Origin of the sequence: Stenotrophomonas sp. 22385, assembly GCF_052045085.1 — a bacterium.
In the GTDB taxonomy this organism is placed as follows: domain Bacteria; phylum Pseudomonadota; class Gammaproteobacteria; order Xanthomonadales; family Xanthomonadaceae; genus Stenotrophomonas.
In genome coordinates this window covers 43214-58035 of the sequence record NZ_JBQEOG010000006.1, presented here as the reverse complement: position 1 = coordinate 58035, position 14822 = coordinate 43214, and the positions used below count along the sequence as shown (strand labels likewise).

General features: G+C 67.4%; 18 protein-coding genes. 7 read left to right on the top strand and 11 right to left on the bottom strand.

Going from position 1 to position 14822, the window contains the following annotated elements; genetic code table 11:
- Positions 1 to 13: 13 nt before the first annotated feature.
- Positions 14 to 610 (bottom strand): GNAT family N-acetyltransferase, encoded by a 597-nt coding sequence (locus ACTJI4_RS11795; protein ID WP_095363412.1) that lies wholly within the window; start codon positions 608 to 610, stop codon positions 14 to 16.
- A 137-nt stretch (positions 611 to 747) separates the two neighbouring features.
- Here ACTJI4_RS11795 and ACTJI4_RS11790 point away from each other — a divergent pair, with 137 nt between their 5' ends.
- From ACTJI4_RS11790 to ACTJI4_RS11770, 5 genes are all read left to right on the top strand, one after another.
- Positions 748 to 1941, top strand: coding sequence for a sensor histidine kinase (locus ACTJI4_RS11790; protein WP_392915687.1), 1194 nt, complete (start codon positions 748 to 750; stop codon positions 1939 to 1941).
- Complete coding sequence (locus tag ACTJI4_RS11785; protein WP_440869456.1) at positions 1941 to 2582, top strand: response regulator; 642 nt, start codon at positions 1941 to 1943, stop codon at positions 2580 to 2582. The genes ACTJI4_RS11790 and ACTJI4_RS11785 overlap by 1 nt, the downstream gene beginning before the upstream one ends.
- Before the next feature lie 264 nt (positions 2583 to 2846).
- The gene (locus ACTJI4_RS11780) at positions 2847 to 3926 is read left to right on the top strand and encodes an SRPBCC family protein (RefSeq protein WP_392915690.1); all 1080 of its coding nucleotides are present in this window, start codon (positions 2847 to 2849) and stop codon (positions 3924 to 3926) included.
- Between the two features lie 83 nt (positions 3927 to 4009).
- Positions 4010 to 4381, top strand: a complete 372-nt coding sequence (locus ACTJI4_RS11775) for a DUF423 domain-containing protein (protein WP_392915693.1) — start codon at positions 4010 to 4012, stop codon at positions 4379 to 4381.
- A 1-nt stretch (position 4382) separates the two neighbouring features.
- Positions 4383 to 5057, top strand: coding sequence for a DNA-3-methyladenine glycosylase family protein (locus ACTJI4_RS11770; RefSeq protein ID WP_392915696.1), 675 nt, complete (start codon positions 4383 to 4385; stop codon positions 5055 to 5057).
- Positions 5058 to 5162: 105 nt separating this feature from the next.
- Here ACTJI4_RS11770 and ACTJI4_RS11765 read toward each other — a convergent pair whose 3' ends face one another.
- Genes ACTJI4_RS11765 through ACTJI4_RS11745 form a run of 5 tightly spaced genes read right to left on the bottom strand, consistent with a single transcriptional unit; the run spans position 5163 to position 7741 of the window.
- The gene (locus tag ACTJI4_RS11765) at positions 5163 to 5972 is read right to left on the bottom strand and encodes a M15 family metallopeptidase (RefSeq protein WP_440869455.1); all 810 of its coding nucleotides are present in this window, start codon (positions 5970 to 5972) and stop codon (positions 5163 to 5165) included.
- Between the two features lie 9 nt (positions 5973 to 5981).
- Entirely contained in the window at positions 5982 to 6515 is a 534-nt protein-coding gene (locus ACTJI4_RS11760; RefSeq protein WP_440869454.1) for a PH domain-containing protein, read from the bottom strand.
- A 1-nt stretch (position 6516) separates the two neighbouring features.
- Complete coding sequence (locus ACTJI4_RS11755) at positions 6517 to 6693, bottom strand: DUF4177 domain-containing protein (protein ID WP_392915705.1); 177 nt, start codon at positions 6691 to 6693, stop codon at positions 6517 to 6519.
- The gene (locus ACTJI4_RS11750; RefSeq protein ID WP_282247560.1) at positions 6690 to 6869 is read right to left on the bottom strand and encodes an Arc family DNA binding domain-containing protein; all 180 of its coding nucleotides are present in this window, start codon (positions 6867 to 6869) and stop codon (positions 6690 to 6692) included. The genes ACTJI4_RS11755 and ACTJI4_RS11750 overlap by 4 nt, the downstream gene beginning before the upstream one ends.
- Positions 6870 to 6871: 2 nt before the next feature.
- Positions 6872 to 7741 carry an SPFH domain-containing protein gene (locus ACTJI4_RS11745; RefSeq protein WP_392915709.1) on the bottom strand — a complete coding sequence of 290 codons (870 nt, stop codon included), beginning with the start codon at positions 7739 to 7741 and terminating at the stop codon, positions 6872 to 6874.
- Positions 7742 to 7886: 145 nt separating this feature from the next.
- On the opposite strand from ACTJI4_RS11745, the gene purT reads away from it, so the two are divergent.
- The gene (purT, locus tag ACTJI4_RS11740) at positions 7887 to 9074 is read left to right on the top strand and encodes a formate-dependent phosphoribosylglycinamide formyltransferase (RefSeq protein ID WP_440869453.1); all 1188 of its coding nucleotides are present in this window, start codon (positions 7887 to 7889) and stop codon (positions 9072 to 9074) included.
- A 92-nt stretch (positions 9075 to 9166) separates the two neighbouring features.
- Here purT and ACTJI4_RS11735 read toward each other — a convergent pair whose 3' ends face one another.
- Positions 9167 to 10372: an endonuclease/exonuclease/phosphatase family protein gene (locus tag ACTJI4_RS11735; RefSeq protein ID WP_440869452.1), complete on the bottom strand. Its 1206-nt coding sequence runs from the start codon at positions 10370 to 10372 to the stop codon at positions 9167 to 9169.
- A 37-nt stretch (positions 10373 to 10409) separates the two neighbouring features.
- Positions 10410 to 11165, bottom strand: coding sequence for an arginyltransferase (locus tag ACTJI4_RS11730; protein ID WP_392915718.1), 756 nt, complete (start codon positions 11163 to 11165; stop codon positions 10410 to 10412).
- Positions 11166 to 11320: 155 nt separating this feature from the next.
- Between ACTJI4_RS11730 and ACTJI4_RS11725 the strand changes: the two genes are divergently transcribed.
- Positions 11321 to 11902 (top strand): EF-hand domain-containing protein, encoded by a 582-nt coding sequence (locus ACTJI4_RS11725; RefSeq protein ID WP_440869451.1) that lies wholly within the window; start codon positions 11321 to 11323, stop codon positions 11900 to 11902.
- 66 nt (positions 11903 to 11968) lie between these two features.
- On the opposite strand, the gene ACTJI4_RS11720 is transcribed toward ACTJI4_RS11725, so the two are convergent.
- From ACTJI4_RS11720 to tesB, 3 genes are read right to left on the bottom strand one after another with little or no spacing between them, the layout of a single operon-like run.
- Positions 11969 to 13183, bottom strand: a complete 1215-nt coding sequence (locus ACTJI4_RS11720) for an RNA polymerase sigma factor (RefSeq protein ID WP_440869450.1) — start codon at positions 13181 to 13183, stop codon at positions 11969 to 11971.
- 60 nt (positions 13184 to 13243) lie between these two features.
- Entirely contained in the window at positions 13244 to 13753 is a 510-nt protein-coding gene (locus ACTJI4_RS11715) for a putative signal transducing protein (RefSeq protein ID WP_440869449.1), read from the bottom strand.
- 6 nt (positions 13754 to 13759) lie between these two features.
- The gene (gene tesB, locus ACTJI4_RS11710) at positions 13760 to 14668 is read right to left on the bottom strand and encodes an acyl-CoA thioesterase II (RefSeq protein WP_068850178.1); all 909 of its coding nucleotides are present in this window, start codon (positions 14666 to 14668) and stop codon (positions 13760 to 13762) included.
- Positions 14669 to 14822: the final 154 nt, after the last annotated feature.

Genomic DNA, 14822 nt, shown 5'->3' with positions numbered 1-14822 from the left:
GTTCGCCGCCACCTCAGGTCCCCGTCGGTCGATGCGCGCGCAGCGGCTCGCGACGATGGCCCACCCAGGGCACGTCCGGCAACGCGTCGCCGTAGGTGTCGTGCACCCACTGGTAACTGCACAGATCCTTGAGCAGCATGCTGGCCCGCACGTCCACGTGCGGCATGTTGTTCTGGCCGACCTCGCGGAAGCCGAAGCTGCCATGGAACAGCAGCGCGGCATCGGCGCCATGGTCCAGGAACACCTCGCAGGTCAGCTGCGGATAGCGCAGCTCGGCATAGCTCTGTGCATCGGCGTAGAAGGCCCGGCCCACACCGCCGCCACGGCGGCGGCTGGCCACTACGATGCGGTCGATGTAGAAGAATTTGCTGGTCAGGTGCTGCTTGAACCAGGCGAAGTTGCTGCTGTCGTGCTGGCTGTCGCTGCCAAAACCGATCAGGAAGCCGGCCAGGTTGCCGTCGCGCTCGGCGACGCGGAAATACTCAGCGGTTTCATAGAACAGGCGCAGGCGGGCGGCATCCAGCGGAAGGATGGCCAGGCCGGCGTTGTTGTTCAGGGCCAGGACGGAATCGAGCTCGTGCTCGCGCACGTCGCGGATGACAATCGACATTGTGACTCCGTGGGGTAACGCGGTTGGCCCGTCTAGGGGCCCTGCCGGTGATTATTGCATGGGTGGCCGGGCAGGGCACAGGCCGGCCATGACTTATGTCCGGGTGCAGCGGCGCGGGTTCAGCCTAAGATGCGTCCATGTTGGGATACCTCAGCCAAACCCGAGTACTGCGACTGGCCGGCCTGTTCACCTGGGTCATGCTCGGCTTGCCGCTGGTCTATTCGCAGTACGAAGCGGTGCGCCGCAGCGGCGGCATCGACGTGCCCCCCCTGCTGTTGTTCGTGTCCTACCTGGCCTTCGGTGGCGGCTACCTGTGGCTGACCCGCGGTCTGCGCAACGGCGGCCATTCGGCCTGGTACGACCGCGCCATCCTGGTCCTGCTGACCATTTCCGCCCTGGCCGTCAGCTTTCTCAGCGGCTCGGGCCTGGGCAGCATCCTGATGATGGTGGCCGCCGGCGTCATCCCATGGATGCTGCCGGCCCGGGTCGGAGTGATCTGGCTGCTGGTGAGCCAGTTGGCAGTGGCACCTGTCTACTACCTGTTCCTGCCGTTTTCGCTGTTCGAGGCGATCATGCAGTCGCTGCTGTACGGCGGCTTCTCCATGTTCATCTTCGTGACCAGCCTGGTCGCCCGCCAGCAGACCGATGCCCGCGAGGAACAGCGCCGGCTCAATACCGAGCTGCGCGCCACCCGCGTGCTGCTGGCTGAAAGCGCCCGGGTCAACGAGCGCACCCGGATCTCGCGCGAGCTGCATGACCTGCTGGGCCACCACCTCACGGCGCTCAGCCTGAACCTGGAAGTGGCCGGCCACATCACCGAGGGCCAGGCCCAGGAGCATGTGCATCAGGCCCACACCCTGGCCAAGCTGCTGCTCACCGACGTGCGCGAGGCGGTCAGCCAGCTGCGCGACAGCGGTGCCATCGACCTTGCTGCCGCGCTGCGCCCGCTGACCGAGCAGGTCCCCTCGCTGGCCATCCACCTGGACATCGAAGAGCCGCTGAGCGTGGAAGATCCCGAACAGGCCCACGTGCTGCTGCGCTGCACCCAGGAGATCATCACCAACGCCGTGCGCCATGCCCGGGCCCGCAACCTGTGGATCCAGGTACATCGCGAGCCCCCGGGGCAGGTGGTGGTGGAGGCGCACGACGATGGCGTGGGCGCCGATGGCATCGTCATCGGCAATGGCTTGCGCGGCATGCGTGAACGCCTGCAACAATGCGGCGGTGAGCTGCAGATCGAAACCCACCGGGGTCAGGGCTTCCGCCTGCGCGCCTCGGTCCCCGGCGTGCCAGTGCTGATGCTGGGTGCCATCCTGGAAGGAGTGCGTTGATGATTCGCGTCTGCCTGGTCGACGACCAAACCCTGGTGCGGCAGGGAATCCGCTCGCTGCTTGCGCTGGATGACGGGATCGAAGTGGTGGCCGAAGCCGCCGACGGCCGCCAGGCGGTCGAGGTGGTGCCGCAGATCCACCCCGACGTGGTGCTGATGGACATGCGCATGCCGGTGATGTCCGGGCTGGAGGCGCTGCAGATGCTGTCGCGGCTGGGCCAGCTGCCGCCAACCATCATCCTGACCACCTTCGACGACGACCAGCTGGTCCTGGCCGGCCTCAAGGCCGGGGCCAAGGGCTACCTGCTGAAGGACGTGACCCTGGAACAGCTGGTCGGTGCCATCCGCACTGTGGCCGATGGCGGCTCGCTGGTGCAGCCGGCGGTCACCCAGCGCCTGCTGTCGGGGCTGGAGCACATGCGCAACGAGTTCGTGAGCCTGGACCGGCCCGATCCGCTCACCGATCGCGAAACCGAGATCCTGCGGCTGATGGCCAGCGGATTCTCCAACAAGGAGATCGCCAATTCGCTGGGCGTGGCGGAAGGCACCATCAAGAACCACGTCTCCAACATCCTGTCCAAGCTCGGCGTGCGCGATCGCACCCGGGCCGTGCTGAAGGCATTCGAGCTGCAGCTGGTGTAAACATGAACGCCAGTTGAAAGCCTTGTGTGGCAAGGCCTGCGGCGGTCGCCGCAGGCCACATTGACGAAACCGGCAAATAAATATGGCCAACGGCCACATGCTGGCCCGCGCGATGCGCTATCTTTCCGCTCCTTGTCTATTCAAAACCGCTGCCGGTATGGAAACCGGTGCGCCAATCCTGATCCATAACACCCGCGAAGCCTGCTAGGATTGGCGCTTCGCTTCAATCAACCCGGCCGTGGGATCGGCCCCGGAGACTCCTGAATGACCCGTATTATCGAGTTCCTGATCGCCTTGGGGATCGTGGCTGGCCTGTTCGTCATCATTGGCGTTGTGCTGCCGGGCGAGCGTCACATTACCGAAAGCATCGAGACCAACCGCAAGATGACGATCGTGTACGACACGGTCAACAGCCTGCGCCGCTTCAAGGACTGGAACCCCCTCGTCCTGCGCGATCCCGCCGTTGAACTGAAGCACTCCGGCCCCGCCGCCGGTGTCGGTGCCCGTCTGGACTATTCCTCCAAGGAATCGTCGCTGGGCGAGGGCAGCTGGACGATCACCGAGTCCGAGCCGAACAAGCGCGTGGTCATCGCCATCGAGGACCAGACCAAGGGCCACGACAAAAAGACCAGCTTCGCGCTTGAGCCGACCGGCAAGGGTGGGCGCAACGTCAAGATCACCCAGGACTACAGCATCAAGTACGGCTGGAACCTGTTTGGTCGTTACGCCGGCCTGTACGTCAGCCGTCACGTGGGTGACGACCTGAAGCTGGGTCTGTCGCGCATGGCCAACATGCTGGCCACCGTGCCGAACGTCGACTACCGCACCGCCGAAGCCCCGCTGACCGACCTGGCCGTCATCGATGCCCCGGCCGAAGACCTGCTGGTGGTCACCGCCGGCAACGTCGACCGCGGCGAAGCGACCATCACCAAGTCCATCAAGGACAACCAGGAGTGGATCAAGCGCGTGATGGAGGCCAATGACCTCGAAGCCGCCGGTCCGTTCCGCATCATCACCACTGACTTCGGTCAGGAAAAGTACGCCTTCGACGTGGCCCAGCCGGTCAAGAAGAAGGGCTCGACGGGCGCTTCGGCTGAAGCCCTGACGGTGAAGATCGACGGTGGTGCCCCGGTCAAGTACGTGCACGTTGCCCCGCACCGTACCGCCCATGCCAAGTACACCGGTCACATGGCCGGCCTGGACATCGCCCGCAACGCACTGCGTGCCTGGGCTGTGACCAGCGGCAACGAAGTGATCGATCGTCCGTACGAATCCTGGAACGGCGGCCTGGAGAAGTCGTTCACGCAGGAAGGTACGTATGACATCTACTGGGCCGTCAAGTAAACCGACGGTTGCCACGGATGTAACGTAGAACAGAAAACGCGCCGCTTCCTGCGGCGCGTTTTTTTTTGGAGGAAGATGCAGCCATGCTCAACCTGGAACGACGCGCGCGTAAACCTTCATTGCTGGCCTGCCTGGGCGGCCTGCTGGCGGCTACGGCGGTGGGTCTGTCGGCGTACGCCTCGCACGGTATTGCCGAACCGCTTGCGCAGTCGCACGTGAACACCGCCGCGCTGTTCGCGTTCGGGCACGGCGTGGCGCTGGCGGTGCTGGGCCCCACCCAGCAGAACAGCGTGGGCAAGCTGGCGCTGTACGTGCTGTTGCTGGGCACGCTGTTGTTTTCGGGCAGTCTGGTTGCCGGTGCCCTCGCGCAGTTGAACACCGGGCTGGCCCCGGTAGGCGGTACGGCGCTGATGCTGGGCTGGGTGGTGTACGGCCTCAATGCCCTGAGGCGTTGACATGCCGCGCTTCCGCCGCGGTTTCGACGTACAGGAGGCGCACGACTGGCTCTCGCGTCGCGACCGTCGCCTGGGCGCGTGGATGAAGCGGCTCGGGCCCGTGGAGGCGCCGCCCGGCTGGGCGCGCAGCTTCGACCCGGTGGATGCGCTGGCCCGCGCGATCCTGTTCCAGCAGCTCAGCGGCAAGGCCGCGTCCACCATCGTGGGCCGGGTGGAGGCCGCCATCGGCAGCACCCGCCTGCACGCCGACACCCTGGCGCGGATCGACGACCCCGGCCTGCGCACCTGCGGCGTCTCCGGTAACAAGGCGCTGGCCCTGCGTGACCTGGCCCGGCGCGAGGCGGCTGGCGAGATTCCCGACCTGCGGCGGATGTCGGTGATGCCGCACGACGCGATCATCGACGCACTGGTGCCGATCCGCGGCATCGGCCGCTGGACCGTGGAAATGATGCTGATGTTCCGGCTCGGTCGTCCCGACATCCTGCCGATCGACGACCTGGGCGTACGCAAGGGCGCCCAGAGGGTGGACAAGGCAGAGCTGATGCCGACCCCAAAGGAGCTGGCCGCACGCGGCGAGAAATGGGGCCCGTTCCGGACCTACGCCAGCCTGTACCTGTGGCGCATCGCCGACTTCACCGAAAGCCCCAATACCACCACCAATCGCTCCCAGGATTGACCGACCGCCGCACGGAACCCCGCTGCGCACGGGCAATCGCCGCGTAGGGACACGCCCTGCGTGTCCAAGGGACTTCGACTGAAACCAGCCACGCACGGCGTGGCTCTACCGGTCGAATCCGGACCAGCACCAATGCCACGGCTCATACACGATGCCGTGGGGGTTGTCGCGAGGGTAGCTCAGGTGGAAGCCGTAGCCGCCCGCGTGCTCCAGCAGCCACGCGAACGCCGCAGTCGCCTCGAAGCTCTCCTCCGCCGGCGGTTCCCCGGGGCTGCTGATATCCAGCGCCCGCCCGCTGTGGTGCTCGCTGTAGCCGGGTGCGGCGTTGACCTGCAGGATCGCGTCCACGTCCAGCCCACGCGCGCGTTTGCGCGCGAAGATGCCCAGCTGGTAATCGTGGCTGCGGTAGCCCGAGATGGCCTCCAGCACGATGCCCTCGCGCGCGGCCTGCTGCTGCATGCGCTGCCAGGCGCGCGCGGCGCCCGGCTGCAGCCATAGCGGGCGGCGGTAACGGTCGAAGCCGGCCAGCGCCAGCCGTTCCGGTTCGGCTTCCAGCGCCAGCGCGGTGTCCTGCTCATAGCGCGCCGCATCGATGCCCAGCTGTTCCAGTCGATCCTGCAGCCCGCTGAGCGGGAGCAGGGCATCGGCTGCATGGGCGCGCTGCCTTCCATGCAGCGCCAGGTCCAGGGCATCGAGCGCTTGCTCGATCCCCGGCTCGCGCATCAGGTGCGGCACCAGTGGCAGCAGTCCGTGCGCGGTGGCGGCGGCCAGGTACTGCCCATCACGCTTGCGCCGCAGCACCCAGCGGGCCCGCGCCAGCGCCCGTGCATCGGCGTTGCTGCGCGCACGCAGCAGGCCGCCGGGCCACAGTTCGATGTCGGCGGTATTGATCAGCAGGGCAGGGTAGCGGCGCATGTCCCCAGCTTAGCGCGTGGCCTGCGCGTTCAGCGCATCCAGCAGCGCCCGGGGCTGTTCCGGGCTGAGCAGCAGCACGCTGTCATCGCGCAGCGGCAGGTACAGCACGCGGCTGGCGTCGGTGATCAGGCAGAACGCCTTGCGCCGGTCGCCCATGCGGTAATGGCCGGACTGGAAACCGGGCATGCCATAGCCGTTGATCTTCAGACCGGGCTTGAACTCGGTGTGCTCGGCCAGGTCCACGATGCGCGCCTTGTCCAGCTGCAGCGAGGACACAGCGGCGCGGCGGCGGTAGAACGTGGAGGTGACGACCAGTTCGCCGTGCTGGAGCTGGATGCGGCGGCGGAAGAAGGCCCAGCTGAGCACGCCCATCAGCAGCAACAGGAACGGCACGGTATAGCCGAGTTCCATCGGCGTTCGCTGTTCGTGCTGCAGCGTGGTGCTCACGATCAGCACGGCGATGCCCAGCAGCGGCACCCACAGCCACAGCAGGCGCCAGATCGGCGCAGGGGCGACGGCAAACTCGGTGGCGGCACCAGCCATGTCAAATTTCCTTCTTGAACACCAGCAGCGCCACGCCCATGGGGGTAGGCACCAACGCATTGACCAGCTCCCAGCCAAGCTGACCCTGGCGGTTGAGCTCGGTCTGTATCTCCTCCGGCTTCAGCCCGGTCCACGAAGGCTTTACTTCAACGGTCAGATAGCTCCAGCGCTTGCTCATTCCTTGCTCTCCGGGTCTTGTTTTGGTTTGGGAAGGCGTCCCGCCTTGCGCAGTGCGTCGCGCAGCACGTACTCGATCTGCGCGTTGAGGCTGCGCAGCTCATCGTCGGCCCAGCGCTGCGCCGCTGCCAGCACGTCGGCATTGATCCGCAGCGGGTAGGCTTTCTTTTCACTCATGCTCAGTACAACGAGCCGGCGTTGACGATCGGCTGGGTGCCGCGGTCCGAGCACAGTACGGTGAGCAGGTTGCCCACCATCTGCGCCTTGCGCTCCTCATCCAGCTGCACCACGTTGTTCTTCTGCAGTTCGGCCAGCGCCATTTCGACCATGCCCACCGCACCGGCCACGATCCGCGTGCGCGCGGCGATCACCGCGTTGGCCTGCTGGCGCTGCAGCATCGCCTGGGCGATTTCGGGGGCATAGGCCAAGTGGCTGATGCGCGCGTCGAGCACCTGCACACCGGCGTCGGCCAGGCGTTCGGCCAGTTCGTCCTTGAGGTGCTGGGATATTTCAGCGGCGTGGCTGCGCAGCGACAGCTGGCCGTCCTCGTGCTGGTCGTAGGGGTAGCTGGTGGCCATCGCGCGCAGTGCCGATTCGGACTGGATGTGCACGAAGCTCTCGTAGTCGTCCACGTTGTAGACCGCCTCGGAGGCGTCCACCACCTGCCAGACGATCACTGCGGCGATCTCGATCGGGCTGCCATCGAGCTCGTTGACCTTGAGCTTGCCGCTTTCAAAGTTGCGCACGCGCTGGCTGACCTTCTTCTTGCTGAAGAACGGGTTGTTCCAGCGCAGGCCGTTGTCCTTGACGGTGCCGATGTACTTGCCGAACAGGCTCAGGACCGCGGCCTGGTTGGGCTGCACCGTGTACAGGCCGGTCAGGCTGAGCAGGGCGACGAAGCCCAGCAGCAGGCCGCCCAGCACCAGCCCCAGGTTCACGTTGCCGCGCTCCACGCCTGAGAAGAACAGCCACGCCGCCACGGCCAGCAGGACGAGGACGCCAAGCAGGAAGGGCAGGCCGGAGAGCGAGCGGACGGGCTTTTCTTTCATGGCGGGGCATCCTTTGCTGGGTGAGTTTGAGTTAGTGATATCAAATTGATATCAGATCTGCAACTGCCCTGGTCTTGACCCATCGCAGCCACCCAAGGGGTGGCTCTACAATGCCTTCCCTCGCTTTGATGTCCGGAATATCGCCATGATCACGCTCGGCACGCCGCTGTCCCCCTCCGCCACCCGTGTCCTGCTGCTGGGCTCGGGCGAACTGGGCAAGGAGGTCGCCATCGAGCTGCAGCGTCTGGGGGTGGAAGTCATCGCCGCGGACCGCTACGCCAATGCGCCGGCCATGCAGGTGGCGCACCGTTCGCACGTGGTCGACATGCTCGATGCGATGGCCCTGCGCGCGCTGATCGCCGAGGAAAAGCCGCACCTGATCGTCCCCGAGATCGAAGCCATCCACACCGAAACCCTGGTCCAGCTGGAGCAGGAGACCGGCCAGCGGGTGGTGCCCACGGCACGTGCGGCGCGCCTGACCATGGACCGTGAAGGCATCCGCCGCCTGGCCGCCGAAACCCTGGGCCTGCCGACCTCGCCGTACCGCTTCGTGGACACCGAAGCCGAGTACCGCGCCGCCGTGGCGGCGATCGGGCTGCCGTGCGTGGTCAAGCCGGTGATGTCCTCCTCGGGCAAGGGCCAGAGCACGCTGCGCAGCGAGGCCGACATCGCAGCGGCCTGGGAATACGCGCAGACCGGCGGCCGTGCCGGTGCCGGCCGCTGCATCGTGGAAGGCTTCATCGATTTCGATTACGAGATCACCCTGCTGACCGTGCGCCATGCCGGTGGCACTTCGTTCTGCGCGCCGATCGGGCATTGGCAGAAGGACGGCGACTACCGCGAAAGCTGGCAGCCGCAGCCGATGTCGCCGGCCGCGCTGGCGCGTGCGGAAGAGATCTCTCAGGCGATCACCGACGATCTGGGCGGCTGGGGCCTGTTCGGGGTGGAGCTGTTCGTGAAGGGCGACGAGGTGTGGTTCAGCGAAGTCTCGCCGCGCCCGCACGACACCGGCCTGGTCACGCTGGCCTCGCAGGAGCTGAGCGAATTCGCGTTGCACGCGCGCGCCATCCTGGGTCTGCCGATCCCGCTGATCCGCCAGAGCGGCCCATCGGCATCGTGCGCGATGCTGGCGCACGGCGAAGGCGTGCCGGTCTTCAGCAACGTGGAAGCGGCGCTGGTACATCCGGACACGGCGCTGCGCCTGTTCGGCAAGCCCAGCGTGCACGGCCACCGCCGCGTGGGTGTGACCCTGGCGCGCGGCGAGGATATCGACCAGGCGCGGAGGGTCGCGCGCGAGGCGGCCGAAGCGATCGGGGTCGAATTGCGTCCTTGATGTCGACGGGGCGACGATCAACGGTCGTCGCCTACCGTCGGCCGGTGCGTGTGTCGAACTGGCGGTAGGTACCGACCGTTGGTCGGTACGGGTTACTTCACGTCCACCCACACCAGGTGGTGGTCGCTGCCGTCGGCGATCTTTGCTTCCGGCGTTTCATTCGCCGGCCAGAACACGCCGCTGCCGATGTAGCTGAAGCCCACCGACGGCAGCACGTAATCCAGCCGCATCGTGCCGGATTTCGGGCCGAAATCGCCGGTGGCGTGGAACGGCGCGCCACGCCGCACGATGCCCTTCTCGGCATAGGCCTGGCTGGTCTGTTCGGCACCCACGCTGCGCGGGGTCGGGTAACGCAGCACGCGCGCGTTTTCGATCAGCTCCACGATCGCCTCGTGGCGGCCATCGCCATCCACCGGGTCGTTGTTGAGGTCGCCCAGGATCACGAAGCGCGCATCCTGTGCCAGCCCGCCGCACGTGCCCTTGTCATCGCACAGCCACGGCTTGTCGCCAGCGGCCAGGTATTCCTGCCACAGCCGCAGTTCGTCGTGGTTGCGCGCCGCGTTGCGCTTTTCCGGGCCGTCGAACACCGGCGGGGTCGGGTGCGAGACCAGCGCATGCACCACACCGTTGGGCGTGGTCACCGGCACGTCCCAATGCGACTTGGACGACAGCCGCAGCTGCGACCACACGTGGTCGTTGTAGAACGACTTGCCGCTGCGCGGGTCGATCGGGCGCAGCGCGCCGGGCAGCGTGCTCCACTTCAGCAGCTGGAAGCTGCGCACCTTGGCCTCGTCGATCGGGTACCGCGACAGCACCAGCATGCCGTACTGGCCCGGGTGCAGGCCGTAGCCCCAGGCGTCGTTGCCGCGGTTGCGGCCGTCGCCGCCGATCTGGCCGTTGTTGTCCAGGTCCAGCCCGCTCTGCACGCCGGTGTTGACCGGGGCGAGGTAGCGGTAGGCGAAGTGCAGCGGCGCGCCGCCGCCCGGCTGCGCTGTTTCCAGGTAGCGCCGCTGGAACAGGTCGGCGGCGCGGTGGGCGTCGTCGTAGTCGAATTCGTTGAGGAGCACCAGGTCCGGGCGCACCTGCTGCAGCACCGCGGCGATCTTGCGCGCGTGCGCGCTGTCGCCTTCCAGTTCGGCGATCAGCCCGCCGGTCTCGTCGCTGTACAGGGAGGTGTTGTAGGTGGCGATCCGCAGCGGCGCGGATGTGGGCTCCGGCATGGCGGCGGTCTTGGTCGGGGTTTGGGCGCAGCCGCCGCAGAGCAGGGCCAGGGCAAGGATCAGAGGATGGGCGTTCATCCCGCTATTCTGCACGGGCGCGCATTGCAATGGCGGGTCAGATGCCGTCCAGCGCCTCGTCGAACTCGTGCCAGCGGCGGCCGTCGTAGGCCTCCAGCGGCCGGAACCGGCGCTTGTAGTCCATCTTGCGATGGTTGCGGATCCAGTAGCCCAGGTACAGGTGCGGCAGCTGCTCGCGCCGGGCCCAGGCGATCTGCTGCAGGATCGCGAACGTGCCCAGTCCACGGTGGGCGTGGTCCGGGTCGAAGAAGGTGTACACCGCCGACAGCCCCTGCGGGGTGACATCGGTGACTGCAACCGCCAGCAGCGGGCCCCGGTGGCCCTCTTCGGACGGCCCGCGGATTTCCAGGAAGCGGCCCTGCGACCACTGCCCGATCAGGAACTGGTCGAACTCGTGCGGGCCGTGTTCGTCCATGCCGCCCTGCGCGTGGCGGTGGGTGAGGTAGCGGTGGTACAGCGCGAACTGTTCATCGGTCTGTTCGGCAGCCACGATGCGCACTTCCAGGTCGTCGTTGCGCGCCAGGCAGCGGCGCTGGCTGCGGTCGGGTGCGAAACGGGCCACCGGCACCCGCACCGACACGCAGGCATGGCAGTTGGCGCAGTGCGGGCGGTAGACCAGGTCGCCGGAGCGGCGGAAGCCCCAGCTGAGCGCCATCGGGTACAGCGTGCCCAGCCGCTGGTCGTGCGGGTCCAGCACCAGGTCGCGCGCAGCCCGCTCCGGCCAGTAGCCACAGGGGTGGTCCCCGGTCTGGAACAGGCGCAGCTCGTCGTCGCGGTCGGTGTGGATCGCCATGTCCACAGCATAGCGCCGGGGCGTCGCAGGTGCCGCGACTGTCTGGCGAATGAACACGGCCGGTGGGGCTGTCAACGCCGCCGGCGCCGGCGCGTTTTCTCTCCCGTGGGTGCCAACGCACCGCACGAAGCATCCCCCAAACACCGGAGTGACCCATGCGCAACCGCAAACCCCTTCTGCTGCTGGCCCTGCTGATGACCACCGGCGCTGCCGGCCTGGCGGTGGCCGCCGATACCCCGGCCACGCCCGCCAAGCCGGCCCGCGCGACGCTGGACACCAATGGCGACGGTTTTGTTGACCGTGCCGAGGCCGCCAAGGCGCCGCGCCTGGCCGAAAAGTTCGACAGCCTGGACACCAACAAGGACGGCAAGCTGTCCCGCGAGGAACTGCCGCGCTGGCAGGGCAAGCGTCACGGGCGTGGCCCGGGTGGCGGGCATGAGCGCCTCGAAAAGCTGGACGCGAACAAGGACGGCCGGATCAGCCGCGATGAAGCCAAGGCCGACCCGAAGCTGGCCGCGCGGTTCGACCAGATGGACCTCAACAAGGACGGCTACCTGGACAAGGCCGACCGCGAGCTGGGCATGAAGCAGCACCGTGACGCGTGGTTCGCCGCGGCTGACACCAACAAGGACGGCCAGCTCAGCAAGGCCGAGTTCGACGCGGCCAAGGGCCCGTTCGGTGGCCCGCGCGCGGAACACCGCGGCGACAAGCCGCCGATGCCGCCGAAGGCAAAGTAACGTTGTGCCGGGCCCTGCCCGGCAACCCAAAAAAGCGCCGGTCACCGACCGGCGCTTTCTCATGTGTCAGATCAACCCGCGCTCGCGGGCTACGGTCACGATCAGGCCGACGATCACCAGGTTGGTGATCAGCAAAGCAGGCCGTCCGTACATCGACTGGTACACCCAGCTGGGTCCCGCGCGTCCTTTGCGTGCGGCATCACGCGCGATCATCGGCGCCATGATCCGTTGCAGCGGCACCAGGATCTGGTAGTTCACCAGGGCGGTGCCCAGCACCATCGCGGCCAGCGACAGATACACCGGTGCATTCAGCACCGTCAGCGCCAGCACCGCCGCGCAGACCAGCATCGCGGTGAACGTGCTGTAGTGCACGAAGCGATGCACCGCCGCGCGCTCGGCCAGTGTCTGGGTATAGCAGAGCAGGTAGCGGCCACCGAGGTAGCTGCCGATCACGCCGCCGGCCATCGCCACGATGGCGATGCTCCAGTTGAACTCCGGGCCGAGCAGGTGGCTCTGGCTGGCCGCCGCGCCCAGCGAGCCCATCGCCGCGCCGCCGGACAGGCTGGCACCGCCCAGGCCGAGCTTGCTGCTGCCCACGCCTACGCTGGTGCCCAGCAGGATCGCCGCGCTCGCCGTGCCCGGTGCGGCCACCATCACCATCGACACCACCGCGGTGGCGAAGGCCGCGCTGGGCGCGCTGCCACGCGCGAACTCGCCGAAGCGGCGCAGCATTTCCCCGCGCACGCTGGCGCGCGCCCGCGACAGGCGCTTGCGCACGGCGGCATCGCTCAGCCCCAGCAGGTTGGCCACCTGCTGCGAGCTCTGGCCTTCGCGGTAGTACAGCAGCAGCGTCTCGCGGCTGTCCTCGGGCAACGCGGAGATGATCTCTCCGGCAGCCACTTCCTCCTCTGCCCGCTGCAGGTAGTCCGGCGCGGAGGGGCTGGGGTCGGCGGCCATGCTGATCGCGATCTCGGCGGCCTCGCCCGACAGCGGCCGGCCGCGGTTGGCACGCAGCCAGTCGCGGGCCAGGTTGCGGGTGATCTGGCGCAGCCAGGGCAGGAAGCTGGCGTGGTTGTGCAGCTGGTTGAGCTGCTGCCAGCCCTTGATGAAGGCTTCCTGCGCGATGTCCTCGCTGGCCTGCACGTCGCGGGTGATCGCCAGCGCGATCGCGGTCACGGTGTTCTGGCAGGCCAGCACGATGCGCCCGTACGACTGCTGGCAACCGCCGGCGGCGGCAGGCAGTTCGCGGTCCAGCGTGTCGGTCAGCGGCAGCGTGGTCATGGCGTCGGTCCCCGGGGTGGTGACATCATGACGGGGTAGGGCGGGGAATGTGACTGGGGCTTACGGTTGGTTCGTCGGAGGCGTGATCCGGACGCGGACCTCTTCCTCTTCCGGCGCCGGTTGGATGGCCGGGGCCTGCGGTTGTGCCTGCTGCACCGGTGCCGGTGCAACCGTGGGCGCCGCGCGGTGGCGCATCACCACCACCATCGCCACGGCAGCGATGATCAGCAGCAGGCCGATGCGGATGCGCCAGGCCCAGTTGCGGCGCGGGGCGATGTCAGCAGCCTGGTCGCGGAAGGCGAATTCGGCGGTGGGGTGGTCGCGGCGGGTGGTTTCCAGCAGGCGGGCGTCGCGCAGGATTTCACGCGCACGCGGCTGGTCGTCGGCGTGCACCACCCATAGGGTGGGGTGGGTGGTGGCCTTGCTGGTGTCCAGGTAACTGAACTGGCTGCCGCGCTTGCTGTGGTACGAGCGGCCGTTGGTGATGCGCACCTCGATGCCGGCATCGCGCAGCAGCTTGGCCACGCCTTCCACCGTTTCCACGCGCTGGCTGGTGAAGATCTGACGCATATCGACTTATTCCTTGGCCGGTACGGCGGCGGCCGCGGCACTGTCATCCACCACGCGGATCAATCCTTCCTGCGCGGTGCTGGCAACCAGTATGCCGTTGCGGGTGAAGAACTGGCCACGGGCCAGCCCGCGCGAATCCTGTGCGCTGGGGCTGTCCAGCGAATAGAGCAGCCAATCGTCGGCACGGAACGGGCGGTGGAACCAGATCGCATGGTCCAGCGAGGCCATCTGCACGTGCGGCTGGTAATAACTGATGCCGTGCGGGAAGGTCGCGGTGCCCAGCAGGTGGAAGTCCGACGCATAGGCCAGCAGCGCCTGGTGCAGTTCGGGCGCATCGCCCACGGTTTCATTCAGGCGCAGCCACACCTGGTGGTAGGGCGGGCGCTTGGGCGGGTGCAGTTCGTCGCGCGGGTATACGTGGCGGAACTCGAACGGGCCGCCGCGTGAGAGCCAGCGCTGCACCTTGATCGGCAGCCGCTCCAGCACTTCAGGCGGCAGCGGGCGGTTCGGTTCGATGTCTTCCGGCTGCGGCACCTCAGGCATCTTGTGCTGGTGCTCGGCCCCGCTTTCGGCCTGCTGGAACGAAGCAGCACAGAAGAAGATCACCTTGCCGTGCTGGATCGCAGTAACCCGACGCACGGAGAAGCTGCCGCCATCGCGGGTGCGGTCCACGTCGTAGACGATCGGGTGGTCGATGTTGCCGGCGCGCAGGAAATAGGCGTGCAGCGAATGCACATGCCGGCCGTTCTCTACGGTGGCCTGCGCCGCCGACAGGGCCTGGCCCAGCACCTGGCCACCGAACACGTACTTGGTTCCGATGTCACGGCTCTGGCCCCGGAACAGGTTGTCTTCCAGGCGCTCGAGCGTGAGCAGGTCGATCAGCTCGGAAACGACGGGTTCTTGCGGCTGGGACAAGGCGGCGGCCTGCGATGGGACGGACAGGAATTATACCGGTGGTGGCCAACCGCCGGCGCCGTGCGCCGCCGCCCGACCAACGGTCGGGCGCTACCACGGACACCACCCCATCGCCGGTGCACCCGACCGTTGATCGGGTACCTCTCCCATGGCC